Origin of the sequence: Kitasatospora sp. NPDC002040 (assembly GCF_040296785.1) — a bacterium.
Lineage (GTDB): Bacteria > Actinomycetota > Actinomycetes > Streptomycetales > Streptomycetaceae > Kitasatospora.
Genome location: NZ_JBEOXV010000007.1, coordinates 251,574 through 264,080 on the forward strand (window position 1 = coordinate 251,574; position 12,507 = coordinate 264,080).

At 72.7% G+C, this 12,507-nt stretch carries 8 protein-coding genes; 7 read left to right on the top strand and 1 reads right to left on the bottom strand.

The genetic code is table 11. The annotated features are described in order from the left end of the window. Positions 1 to 161: 161 nt before the first annotated feature. Together ABT118_RS19340 and ABT118_RS19345 are read left to right on the top strand one after the other, a co-directional pair. Entirely contained in the window at positions 162 to 3,077 is a 2,916-nt protein-coding gene (locus tag ABT118_RS19340; RefSeq protein WP_350669974.1) for a glycoside hydrolase family 48 protein, read from the top strand. Positions 3,078 to 3,258: 181 nt separating this feature from the next. Next, positions 3,259 to 4,755 carry a S8 family peptidase gene (locus ABT118_RS19345; protein ID WP_502884592.1) on the top strand — a complete coding sequence of 499 codons (1,497 nt, stop codon included), beginning with the start codon at positions 3,259 to 3,261 and terminating at the stop codon, positions 4,753 to 4,755. A gap of 59 nt (positions 4,756 to 4,814) precedes the next feature. Here the strand turns inward: ABT118_RS19345 and ABT118_RS19350 are convergent, their stop codons facing one another. Next, positions 4,815 to 5,684: a HipA family kinase gene (locus ABT118_RS19350; protein WP_350669976.1), complete on the bottom strand. Its 870-nt coding sequence runs from the start codon at positions 5,682 to 5,684 to the stop codon at positions 4,815 to 4,817. An 80-nt stretch (positions 5,685 to 5,764) separates the two neighbouring features. On the opposite strand from ABT118_RS19350, the gene ABT118_RS19355 reads away from it, so the two are divergent. From ABT118_RS19355 to murJ, 5 genes are all read left to right on the top strand, one after another. Continuing rightward, positions 5,765 to 6,202, top strand: a complete 438-nt coding sequence (locus ABT118_RS19355; RefSeq protein WP_350669977.1) for an SRPBCC family protein — start codon at positions 5,765 to 5,767, stop codon at positions 6,200 to 6,202. Between the two features lie 87 nt (positions 6,203 to 6,289). Continuing rightward, positions 6,290 to 7,465, top strand: a complete 1,176-nt coding sequence (locus ABT118_RS19360; protein ID WP_350669978.1) for a glycosyltransferase — start codon at positions 6,290 to 6,292, stop codon at positions 7,463 to 7,465. 334 nt (positions 7,466 to 7,799) lie between these two features. Continuing rightward, complete coding sequence (locus ABT118_RS19365; RefSeq protein ID WP_350669979.1) at positions 7,800 to 9,305, top strand: sugar transferase; 1,506 nt, start codon at positions 7,800 to 7,802, stop codon at positions 9,303 to 9,305. A gap of 31 nt (positions 9,306 to 9,336) precedes the next feature. After that, complete coding sequence (locus ABT118_RS19370; RefSeq protein ID WP_350669980.1) at positions 9,337 to 10,683, top strand: O-antigen ligase family protein; 1,347 nt, start codon at positions 9,337 to 9,339, stop codon at positions 10,681 to 10,683. Continuing rightward, positions 10,680 to 12,507: murein biosynthesis integral membrane protein MurJ (gene murJ, locus ABT118_RS19375; protein WP_350669981.1), on the top strand; the 1,828-nt coding region annotated here is incomplete at its 3' end. The genes ABT118_RS19370 and murJ, both read left to right, overlap by 4 nt.

A 12,507-nucleotide genomic window follows, 5' to 3' on the forward strand; every position in this document is an offset into this window, starting at 1 on the left:
ACCAGAAAGATAGCCAGCCGGACCGGAGTTGCCAACTGCCCTGGCTGCGCAATCTCTTGACACCTCGTCCGACGCTGCCGATCCTTGGGAGCGCTCCCACAGTTTGCGAGTGCCATGCCTCGTGCTCAGCGACCCGTTCCCCCACCCGCAGGAGCCGTCAGATGCCACCCCCCACCTTCCGCAGTTCCCGCCTGCCCGCGCTCGGCGCAGCCCTCGCGCTGCTCGCCGCCGGGCTCACCACCATGGTCGGGACCCCCGCCTCGGCGGCCGTGGTCCAGTGCGCGGTCGAGTACTCCACGAATGACTGGGGTTCCGGCTTCACGACCAACGTGAAGATCAGCAATGTCGGTACCGCCGCCGTCACCGGTTGGAGCCTCGGCTACGCCTACACCGGCAACCAGACCCTCTCCGGCACCGGCTGGAACGGGACCTGGAGCCAGAGCGGCAAGAACGTCACCGTCGCCAACCCGGCCTGGAACACCACCATCGCCCCCGGCGGGAACGTCACCGCGGGCGCCCAGTTCGCCTACACCGGCACCAACACCGCACCCACCGCCTTCACCGTCAACGGCACCACCTGCACGGGTGCCCACCAGCCCCCGGTCACCGCGCTCACCAGCCCGGCGCCCGGGTCGGGTTACGCCGCCGGAGCCGCTGTTCCGCTGGCGGCCACCGCGACGGCGAGCGACGGCGCGAGCATCAGCAAGGTGGAGTTCTACGACAACACCACCCTGCTGGCCACCGACACCACCGCGCCGTACGCCTTCAGTTGGACCGGTGCGGCCTCCGGCGGCCACTCGGTCTACGCCAAGGCGTACGACAGCACCGGCGCCGTCGGCGAGTCCGCCCCGTCGGGGATCACCGTCGCGGCCGGGCCCGCCGTCACCGTGACGCCGGTCAGCCTCTCGGTCGCCCAGGGGAAGACCGGCACCTTCGCGGTCAGGCTCTCCGCCCAGCCCACCGCGAACGTCACGGTCACCACGGCCCGTACCTCGGGCAACACCGGACTGACCGTCAGCGGCGGGGCGAGCCTGACCTTCACGCCCGCCAACTGGGCCACCGCGCAGACGGTCACGCTCACCGCCGACGCGACCGGCACCGGCTCGGCGACCTTCACCGCCACGGCCGCCGGCCACACCGCCGCAGCCGTCACGGTGACCGAACTGGCGGCCGGCGCGGGCGTGTACGACGACCGCTTCCTCCAGCTCTACAGCAAGCTGAAGGACCCGGCGAACGGCTACTTCTCGCCCGAGGGCATCCCGTACCACTCGGTCGAGACCCTGCTGGTCGAGGCGCCGGACCACGGCCACCAGACCACCTCGGAGGCGTACAGCTACCTGCTCTGGCTGGAGGCGCAGTACGGTCGGATCAGCAAGGACTGGTCGAAGTTCAACGCGGCGTGGACGCTCATGGAGACCTACATGATCCCCACCCACGCGGATCAGCCGACCAACGGCTCCTACAACGCCGCCAAGCCGGCCACGTACGCTCCGGAGATGCCGCTGCCGAGCGACTACCCGGCGCCGCTGAACACCTCGGTGACGGCCGGTCAGGACCCGATCGCGGCCGAGCTGTCCAGTGCGTACGGCACCAGTGACATCTACGGGATGCACTGGCTGCAGGACGTCGACAACGTCTACGGCTTCGGCAACTCGCCCGGCAAGTGCGAGGCGGGGCCGACCGACACCGGCCCCTCGTACATCAACACCTACCAGCGCGGCTCGCAGGAGTCGGTCTGGGAGACCGTCCCGCAGCCGACCTGCGACAAGTTCGCCTATGGCGGCAGGAACGGCTACCTGGACCTGTTCGTCAAGGACGCCTCGTACGCCAAGCAGTGGAAGTTCACCGACGCGCCCGACGCCGACGCGCGCGCCGTCCAGGCCGCCTACTGGGCGGACACCTGGGCCAAGGCCCAGGGCAACGGCGGCCAGGTGTCGACCACCGTCGCCAAGGCGGGCAAGATGGGCGACTACCTGCGGTACTCGTTCTTCGACAAGTACTTCAAGAAGATCGGCAACTGCGTCGGTCCGTCCACCTGTGCGGCGGGCAGCGGCAAGGACTCCTCGCACTACCTGCTCTCCTGGTACTACGCCTGGGGCGGCGCCTACGACACCTCGGCCGGCTGGGCCTGGCGGATCGGCGACGGCGCCGCGCACGGCGGCTACCAGAACCCGATGGCCGCCTACGCCCTGGTGAACGACCCCGCGCTGGCCCCCAAGTCGGCCACCGGGAAGGCGGACTGGGCCACCAGCCTGACCCGCCAGATGGAGTTCGTGCAGTGGCTCCAGTCCAGCGAGGGCGCGATCGCGGGCGGGGCGACCAACAGCTGGGACGGCAGCTACGCCGCCCCGCCGGCCGGTACCCCGACCTTCTACGGGATGTACTACGACGAGGCGCCGGTCTACCACGACCCGCCGAGCAACCAGTGGTTCGGGTTCCAGACCTGGGGCCTGGAGCGGGTAGCCGAGTACTACTACGCCAGCGGTGACGCCAAGGCCAAGGCCGTGCTGGACAAGTGGGTCACCTGGGCGCTCGGCAAGACCACCTTCAACGCCGACGGCACCTACCGGATCCCGTCCACGCTGGCCTGGAGCGGCAAGCCGGACAGCTGGAACGCCGCCGCACCCGGTGCCAACACCGCCCTGCACGTGAGCGTGGTGGACTACACCGAGGACGTCGGCGTGGCCGGCTCCTACGCCAAGCTGCTCTCCTACTACGCCGCCAAGTCCGGCAACGCGGCCGCGAAGACGGCGGCGCAGAAGCTGCTGGACGGGATGTGGGGCAGCCACCAGGACGCCCTGGGCATCGCGGTGCCGGAGACCCGGACGGACTACATCCGCTTCAAGGATGCCGTCCCGGTGCCCTCCGGCTGGACCGGCACCATGCCCAACGGTGACCCGGTCAACTCCGCGTCGACCTTCCTCTCGATGCGTTCCTTCTACAAGAACGACCCCGCCTTCGCCAAGGTCCAGGCCTACCTGGACGGCGGCCCGGCCCCGGTCTTCACCTACCACCGGTTCTGGGCCCAGGCGGACATCGCGACCGCGATGGCCACCTACGGGGAGCTGTTCGGTTAACTGACGCGGAGTCAGTTCCGGCTGGGTGCACGGCCGATCGGTCGTGCACCCAGCCGTGTGCAGTGGCGCGGACACGCGTGCGGACCTCTTGCGGACGCCGCCCGGGATCACTAGCGTCCCGGGGCAGTTCACGCACCTGCCACCAGCAGGCGCGGGCGGAGACTCGGGAGGGCCAACCCCTATGAGAGTTCCTCGGACAGGCCGGTTCAGATCCGCGGTGGCGGGGCTGGCCCTGGCGGCGGGTGCGCTGACGCTGCCGGTCGGCACCGCGGCCGCGGCGGACACGACCGCCGCGGCGGGCGAGACCGGGCCCCTGCTCAACTATCTGGTCAACACCAAGGCCAATCACGGCCAGGTCAAGCTGGCCGAACGGGCGATCGGCCGGCTCGGCGGCACCGTGGTGCAGTCCTACGAGCAGATCGGCGTGATCATCGCCCGGTCCGACAACCCGGCCTTCGCGGCCTCGCTGCGCGCCTCCCACCAGATCGACTCGGTCGGCGCCAGCCGGACCAGCGCCGTCACGGCCGGCATCGGCGACGACACCGTCGAACTCGCCGAGCCGCCGGTCGGGTTGCTGGCCGCCGGACCGGACGAGCCGCTCCAGGCCGACCAGTGGTCGCTGGGCACCATCGGCGTTCCCGAGGCGCACCGGACCAGCCTCGGCAGCCGCCGGGTGGTGGTCGGCGTGCTCGACTCCGGCATCGACGGCACCCACGAGGACCTCGCCGCCAACATCGACGCCGGACAGTCGGTCTCCTGCATCGACAGCGGGAAGCCGAACACCGACTGGGCGGCCTGGCAGCCCACCAGCAGCGACCACGGCACCCATGTCGCGGGCACCATCGCCGCCGCCAAGAACGGCAAGGGCGTGCTCGGCGTGGCCCCGAACGTCCGGCTCGCGGCGGTGAAGGTGGTCGACAACGGCGGCTTCATCTTCCCGGAGTACGCGGTCTGCGGCTTCGTCTGGGCCGGTGAGCACCACTTCCAGGTCACCAACAACAGCTACTACGTGGACCCTTGGCTGTTCAACTGCGCGAACGACCCGGACCAGGCGGCCATCCTCACCGCGGTCAAGCGGGCGGTGGCCTTCGCCGGCCGCAACGGCGTGCTGAGCGTCGCGGCGGCGGGCAACGAGAACATCGACCTGGCCCACAAGACCACCGACAGCAGCAGCCCCGACGACACGGTGCCGCTGCCCCGGCCGGTGGACAGCAGCTGCCTGAGCCTGCCGACCGAGCTGCCGGACGTGGTGAACGTGGCCTCGGTCGGTGTGAACGGGGACAAGTCCTTCTTCTCCAGCTACGGCCAGGGCAAGATCACGGTGGCCGCTCCCGGCGGTGACTCCCGGTACCAGATCCCGAACACCCCGGCGAAGAACGGCCGGATCCTCTCCACCGTCCGGGGCAGCAAGTACGGCTACATGCAGGGGACTTCGATGGCCTCCCCGCACGCGGCCGGGGTCGCGGCCCTGCTCGCCTCCAGCCACCCGTGGGCCGGGCCCGAGCAGCTCCGGCGGCTGCTGACCAACGAGGCGGACGAGCACGCCTGCCCGGCGGTCTTCGATCCGAGCGGCGACGGCGCCTGGAAGGCGGTCTGCGAGGGCGGCACCGGGCGGAACGGCTTCTACGGCGCCGGCATCGTCGACGCGGCGGCCGCGGTGCAGTGGTGGCGCTGGTGAACTGACTTACGGCCGAACCGTGTTGAGCAGCCGGCCCGGGCGTTCGCGCTCGGGCCGGCTCAGCGGGTCTGCGGCCAGCCGGACAGGTCCGGCACCTCCTGGAGCCAGGCCGGGCGGCCCGCCCGGGTGGCGGCCGCCCGTTCGGCGGCGGTCCGCCGGAGCTGCTCGGGCGTGGCGAAGCCGTCGGGCAGCCAGGCGGCCGACTCGGCCGCGCGGGCGGCGAGTTGGGTGACGTACGCCTCGCGGAGCTGCTCCACCGAGTCGAAGCCCGGCTCGTCGCCGAGCCACTCCTCGGGCACCAGGGCGACCACCTCGCGGAGCAGCCCGGCGGTGACCTGCGGGGCCAGCTCGGCGTCGGCGGCCCGGACGTCCGGGTGATGGCTGCCGAGCGCGTGGTCGCTGAGGTCGTACCGCTTGAGCAGCGAGGCCGCCGCGCCGGACCAGCGGTGGTGGAAGACCAGCCCGGCGCCGTTGTCGATCAGCCAGAGCCGCCCGTGCCAGACCATCAGATTGGGGTTGCGGCAGCTGCGGTCGACGTTGCCGGTGAGGGCGTCCAGCCAGACCACCCGGCCGGCCTCGACCGGGTCGACCTCGATCATCCCGGGCTCGAAGTCCCGGGCGCCCGGCAGGTAGTCCATGCCCAGGTTGCGCCCGGCACTGCCGCGCAGGATGTCCTGGATCTCCGGGTCCGGCTCGTGCGCGGCCACTTCGGGGTCGAAGTCGACCAGGACCAGCTGCGGCACCCGCAGGCCGAGCCGCCGGGCCAGCTCGCCGACGACCACCTCGGCGATCAGCGCCTTGTGGCCCTGGGCGGCGCCGCTGAACTTCACCACGTAGGTGCCCAGGTCGTCGGTCTCGACGATGCCGGGCACGGAGCCACCGGCCCGGAGCGGGTCCAGATAGCGGAGAGCGGTCACCTCGGTCAGCACACCGGCCAGCCTAACCCGGGGACCGCTGTGGTTGGCTTGGATCAATCCGCAGTACCGGAGCAGTCAGAGGAGTACGGATCATGGGACAGGTGTACGCCACCACCGAGCGCAACTACCCGGCCACCCCCGAGCGGGTGTTCGAGGCGCTGGCCGACTACGCGGTGACCCGGCCGAAGCTGCTGCCGGCGCAGTACAGCGAGTACGAGGTGCGCGAGGGCGGCACCGGGGCCGGGACGCTGGTGCACTGGCGGCTCCAGGCCACCGAGAAGCGAGTCCGGGACTGCCTCTTCTCGGTGTCCGAGCCGGGCACCCGGACGCTGATGGAGACGGACGCCAACTCCTCGATGGTGATCACCTGGACCGTGGTCGGGGCGGGCACCGGCAGCAAGGTCACCGTGCAGGCGAGCTGGAAGGGCGCCACCGGGATCGGCGGCTTCTTCGAGCGGACCTTCGCGCCCAAGGGGCTGAACCGGATCCACGACCAGGTGCTGGTCGCGCTGGCGACCGAAGTGGCCTGATTTCTCGAACGAGTGGTTCTGATCCCCGGTCCGGGTGACTGGGGCGTCACGGAGCGTGCCGGTCAACCTAGGCTCGCAGCCGTGCATATGACGATCCTTCATGTTTCCCAGCCCGTTGACGGTGGCGTTGCCCGGGTCGTGGTCGACCTGGTGCGGGGGCAGCGCGAGGCGGGCTGCCGGGTGCTGGTGGCCTGCCCCGCCGAGGGGCGGCTCGCGCAGGAGGCGGCCGCGGCCGGGGCCCTGGTGCTGGACTGGCAGGCGGGCCGCGCGCCGGGCCCGGGAACGCCGGGGGAGGCGTGGCGGCTGCGCCGGATCGTCCGCGGTGCCAACCCGGACGTGCTGCACCTGCACAGCGCCAAGGCGGGACTGGCGGGCCGGCTGGCCGTCCGGGGGGCCGTCCCGACCGTGTTCCAGCCGCACGCCTGGTCGTTCGCCGCTGTGGAGGGTCCGGTGGCGGCGGCCAGCCTGCGCTGGGAGCGGTACGCGACCCGGTGGGCCAGGGCGGTGCTCTGCGTCAGTGAGCAGGAGCGGCAGGACGGGGAGCGGGCCGGGCTGACGGCCCGTTGGCAGGTGATCCCGAACGGGGTGGACCTGCGGCACCACGCGCCCGCCGACTCGGCGGCCCGCCGGGCCGCCCGGATGTCGCTCGGCCTCGACCTGGACGACCCGCTCGCGGTCTGCGTCGGACGGCTCTGCCGGCAGAAGGGCCAGGACGTGCTGCTCGACGCCTGGCCGGCCGTGGCCGAGCGGCTGCCGGCGGCCCGGCTGGCGCTGGTCGGCGGCGGTCCGGACGCCACCGCGCTGGCCGACCGGGTGCGCGACCTCCCCGACCCGGCCCGGGTCCGGCTGGCGGGGGACGTCACCGACCCCCGGCCCTGGCTGGCCGCCGCCGACCTGGTGGTGCTGCCCTCGCGCTGGGAGGGGATGGCGCTGGCGCCGCTGGAGGCGATGGCCACCGCCCGTCCGGTGCTGCTCTCGGACGTGCCCGGTGCACGGGAGTGCCTGCCGCCGGAGCTGATCGGGACCGGTCTGGTCGAGCCGGAGAATCCGACCGAACTCGCACGTCTGATCGTGCGGGCGCTGAAAGATCCGATCGAGTGCGAACGGATCGGACTGCTCGCCCGGGAACGAATGTCCGATCATCACGATGTCCGAGGGGTGGTGCGCCAGGTGGAGGCGCTCTATCGAAACGTTCTTCGAGATGCCGTCCCCGGCCCCCGCGCGGCAGTGCGCCGCGATACCCGTGTCCCGGGGCGGTCCTGATCGTTTCTCAGACCGTGAATGCTCGCCGCGAAGGTGCTGCCGTGTTCGCATCTCGACCGGGTGACCCGAGGATTCAAAGTCCGAAAGTCTGATTAATGGGCGGGTGGAATGAAATGGCAAGTCAACTTCCTGCAATCAAGCCAGCGTTCGGTATTGTCTGATTTTGCCTGCTTCGTTGTCATTTCTGGGTGCGGTTCTCGGAAATGCCCGAATGCCGCCCTTGGCAGCAGGTGCTACCTGGACCGCATCCGTCGGCCGGGATTTACTCGTCGGTCCGACTCCGGGTCCGGGTGTCCCGTCAAGGCGGGTACACAGCAGGGGAGTTCGTGCGCTGATGACCATTGACCACGAGAGTGTGCCACGGCCGGGCCAGCCCCTGCCGCCCTCCCGCAGGGTCACCACCGAGCTCCTCGACCGGCGCCCGCCGCGCCGTCCGGTGCCGGCCAGGTCCGCTCCGGCGCTCGGGCGCCACCGCCGACCGTTCCGGTCCCGGCTGGCCCGCCCGCTGGGGCTGCTGGCCGCCGACGGGGTCGCGGTGTACGCCGCGACCGTGCTCACCGCCACCGACCCGGAGCGACCACTGCTCGGGGCCGCCGCCGTCCTGCCACTGCTGCTCCCGCTCAACCTGGCCGGCGGGCTGTACCGCAACCGGCTCACCCTCTCCGCCCTGGACGAGTTCCCCGCCCTGGCCGCCCGCGCCGCCGTCGCGACGGCCTTCGCGGTGACCCTCTCCGCCTGCCTGGACGGCTGGCCGGACAGTGGCCCGGCCACCCCGCTGCGGCTGCTCGGCCTGGTGGCCGCACTGCTGCTGATCGCCGCCACCGGCCGGGCCTTCGTCTACCACCTGGTCCGCAAGGCCCGCCGCCGCCGGCCCCGGCCCGCCCTGGTGCTCGGCGCCGGGCAGCTGGGTCAGCAGGTGGCCGCCGCCCTGACCGAGCGGCGGGAGTACGGGCTGCGCCCGGTCGGCTTCCTCGACCCCGATCCGGTGCTGCTCGCCGAGGACACCAAGCTCCCGGTGCTGGGCGGCCGCGAGATGCTGGAGCGGGCGATCCGCCGCCACCGGGTGCACCACGTGGTGGCCACCGAAGGCGCCACCGACGAGGCCGAGACCGCCGCCGCGCTGCGCGAGGCCGCCCGGCTGGGCTGCCAGGTCTGGCTGGTCCCGGCCCTGCGCGAGTACGGCGCGGTGGCCGCGAAGGACCGGGGGGACCACCTCTGGGGCTTCCCCTGCCTCCAGCTCGACCGCCCCGCGATGCGTCGCCACCCCTGGATCGCCAAGCGGGCCCTCGACATCACCGCCGCCCTGTTCGGCCTGCTGCTGGTCGCCCCGCTGCTCGCGGTCTGCGCGATCGCGGTCCGGCTGGACACCGGCCCCGGCGTGCTCTTCCGCCAGCAGCGCACCGGGCTGGACGGCCGGGTCTTCACCCTGCTGAAGTTCCGCACCCTGCGCCCGGCCAACGAGCACGAGTCGGCCACCCACTGGAACATCGCCCAGGACCACCGGATGAGCCGGGTCGGCCACTTCCTCCGGCACAGCTCGCTGGACGAGCTCCCGCAGCTGTGGAACGTGCTCCGCGGCGACATGAGCCTGGTCGGCCCCCGGCCCGAACGCCCGTACTTCGTCATGCGGTTCAGCCAGGCGTACCCCGAGTACGCCGACCGGCACCGGGTCCCGGTCGGCCTGACCGGCCTGGCCCAGGCCAACGGCCTGCGCGGGGACACCTCGATCGAGGACCGGGCCCGGTTCGACAACCGCTACATCGAGAGCTGGAGCCTGTGGCTCGACGTGAAGCTGCTGTTCCGCACCGCCGCCCTGATGCTGCATCCGGACGGGAGCTGAACCGGTGGCCCTGACCCTCCCTCAGGGGCTGGTGTTACCCCGCAGGTTCGCCGCCCGCCCCAGTCTGCTGGCCGCCGCCACCGTGCTGCTGGTCTGCGTGCCGACCGGGGACAAGGACGTCACCGCGGCCGTGCACGTCACCGCCGCCGACCTGGCCTCGCTGGCGCTGGTCGCCACCATGGGCGCGGGCCTGCTGCGCGGCCGGCTGCCGGCCCTGAACCGCACCGTCTGCGTGCTGTTCGGGGCGGTGGTCTGCTCGGCCGGGGTGGCCACCGTGCACTCGATCGACCCGTTCGCCAGCGTCACCGGCTTCGTCCGGCTGGTCCAGGTCTTCGTGCTGGTGCCCGCCGCCGTGCTCTGCTCGCTCCGGGACCGGCGGGACCAGCAACTCGTGCTCGGCTCCCTGGTGCTGGCCGCCCTGGTGCAGGGCGTGGTCGGTGCCAAGCAGTTCCTGACCGGGACGGGCGCCTCGTACACCGGGCAGCCGATCCGGGCCATCGGCACCTTCGGGGCGCTGGACATCATGGCGATGTCCACCGTGGTCTGCTTCGGGCTGCTGGCCGCCCTGGCCCTGGCCCTGGGGGAGCGCGGCCCCGGCGGCAACCGCCGCCTGCGGATCGGCTGCTGGGCCGCCGCCGGCTTCCTGGTCTTCCCGCTCGCGGTCTCCTTCAGCCGGGGCAGCTGGATCGCCTGCGCGGCCGCCGCCGCCGTGGTCCTGCTCCGGGCCGACGCCCGACTGGCGCTCCGGGGCGCGGTGCTGACCGCCGCCGCCGCGGTGGTGCTGGTCGGCGGTCTCGGCCTCGGCGGCTCCGGGGTCACCAGCAGGCTCTCCAGCATCGGCGCCGTCTCCGACACCCCCGACCAGTCGGTGACCGACCGCTACGACCTCTGGGGCACCGCGGGCCGGATCTGGCAGGACCACCCGATCGCCGGGGCCGGACCCAAGGCGTTCCAGCAACTCCGGGACAGCCACGCCCCGTTGCGGCTCTCCTCGGGCAGCGACGCGGCCGACTCGCAGATCGGCTTCACCCGCGAGCCGCTGCTCTCGCCGCACAACATGTACTTCCTGGTGCTGAGCGAGCAGGGCCTGATCGGCGTCCTCGCCTATCTCGCGCTCTTCCTCACCCTGCTGGTCAACTGCCTGATGCGAGTGGGTGGTTCGGCCCCGGAGGGGCTGCCGCCGCTGCCCGGCACCGCCCGCAGTCCCACGGTCGACGGCCCCCGGCTGGCGGCCCTCGGGCTGCTGGTCTGGGTGCTGGTGGACTTCCTGTACGCGGACATCGGGGGGACCACCACGGTGCTCACCTCGGTGATCCTCGGCCTTGCCGCCCGTACGGCGCTGCCTGGCCCGAACGCCGGTGAGGCAACCCAGACATGAGCACGGACCAGCACGTCGCCGTCGCCGAGCCGGCCGCACCGCCGGGCGCCCCGGCGCCCCGGCGCGACTTCCTCGCCAAGGCCTTCGGGGTCACCGCCCTGCTCACCGCGGCCGGGTCGGCCTTCGGCCTGCTGCGCGACCTCCTGCTGGCCCGGTACTTCGGGGCCAACCAGGGCACCGACGCCTTCCTGGTGGCCTGGACCGTGCCGGAGACCGCCGCGCCGCTGCTGATCGAGGACGCGATGGCGTTCCTGATGGTCCCGGCGTTCAGCCTGGCCCTGGTGCTGCGCGAGGAGAACCCCAAGGGCCCCGACCCGGTCCGGCAGCTGGTCCGGGCCACCCTGCCCTGGCTGCTGCTGACGCTGTGCAGCCTCTCGGTGGCGACCCTGGTCGGGGCCCCGCAGCTGGTCCGCTTCCTGGCCCCCGGCCTGGTCGACCCCGAACTGGCCGTCACCTGCACCCGGATCACCGCGCTCACCATCCTGCCGTTCGGCGTGGCGGGCTACCTGGGCAGCGCGCTGCGGGCGCACCACAGCTTCACCGCCCCGGCCGGCATCTACGTCGCGTACAACCTGGCCATCCTCGGTGTGCTGCTGGTCGGCCACACCGCCTGGGGCGTCCGCTCGGCCGCGATCGGCGTCGCCTTCGGCAGCCTGCTGATGGCGGGGGTGCTGATCGGCCCGTTCCTGCGCCGGATCAGGGTCGGCCTGCGGGCGGGCCGCCGCCGGCCCCGCAAGTCCCGCCGGGGCGCGGCCGGCCTGGTGCTGATCCCGCTGGCCATACTGCCGGTCGCGGGCTTCACCCTCACCCGGCAGTCCCAGGTCTTCATCGAGCGCCACCTCGGCTCCGGGCTGCCGCCGGGCACCATCTCGCACCTGAACTACGCGGCCAAGGTCTCCCAACTCGCCATGACCGCCGCCATCCTGATCTGCACCGTCACCTTCCCCCTGGTCGCCCGCGCACTCGCCGCGGGCGACCTCAAGACGGCCCGGGACCGGGTGGAGAAGGACATCGGCCAGGCCACCGCGCTGGTCCTGGTCGGCACCGCGTTCCTGATGGCCTGTGCGCCCTCGGTGGTGGCCCTGCTGTTCGAGCGCGGCGCCTTCACCGCCCACGACACCGCCGCCACCGCCGCCGTGATCCGGGTCTACAGCTTCGGCCTCCCCGCCCAGGCGCTGATCGGCGTGATGGTCCGGCCGTACTTCTCGGTCCGCCCGGTGGTCCGCCGGGCGGACGAGGACCCCCGCAGCTTCCGGGTGACCAGGCTGGACTGGTACCCGGTCGGGGCGATGGCCCTCGGCCTGGTGGTCACCGTCACGGTCGGCCTCGCCGCCACCCCGCACTACGGCGGCCTCGGCCTGGCGGCCGGGAACGCCGCCGGGATCACCACCACCGCCGCGCTGCTGCTGCGCGGCCTGCTGCTGCGCGGGATCGCGCTCCGGGTGCCGAAGGTGATCACCGGTCAGTCCCGGCTGCTGGCCGCCGCGGTGGGCGCCGCCGCGGTCGGCTACCTGGCCGACGGGCTGACCCGGAACCCGCTGCTGGCCACCCTGGTCGGCGGTCTGACGGTGCTGACCGTCTTCGCCGCCCTCGGCACCGCCTTCGGCGCGGCCGAGGTCAGGGAGCCGCTGCTGGGCTGCGTCGGGCGGTTCGGCCCCGGCCTGCTCCGCCGCGCCGCGGCGGCCGCCCCCGCCGAGGCCGCCGCCCCGCCCCCCACCCCGCCCGCCCCCGGGCTCCCCCGGCACCAACGGCCAGTCGAACTGGAACGACCTGGACAAGGCGCTGATCCCGACCGCCGACGAGCAGCAGCGGCTGCTGGCGAAC

Coding starts and splice junctions, on each gene's coding strand:
- ABT118_RS19345 (WP_502884592.1), top strand. CDS start 3,259: ATGAGAGTTCCTCGGACAGGCCGGTTCAGATCCGCGGTGGCGGGGCTG.
- ABT118_RS19365 (WP_350669979.1), top strand. CDS start 7,800: ATGACCATTGACCACGAGAGTGTGCCACGGCCGGGCCAGCCCCTGCCG.
- ABT118_RS19360 (WP_350669978.1), top strand. CDS start 6,290: ATGACGATCCTTCATGTTTCCCAGCCCGTTGACGGTGGCGTTGCCCGG.
- ABT118_RS19355 (WP_350669977.1), top strand. CDS start 5,765: ATGGGACAGGTGTACGCCACCACCGAGCGCAACTACCCGGCCACCCCC.
- ABT118_RS19340 (WP_350669974.1), top strand. CDS start 162: ATGCCACCCCCCACCTTCCGCAGTTCCCGCCTGCCCGCGCTCGGCGCA.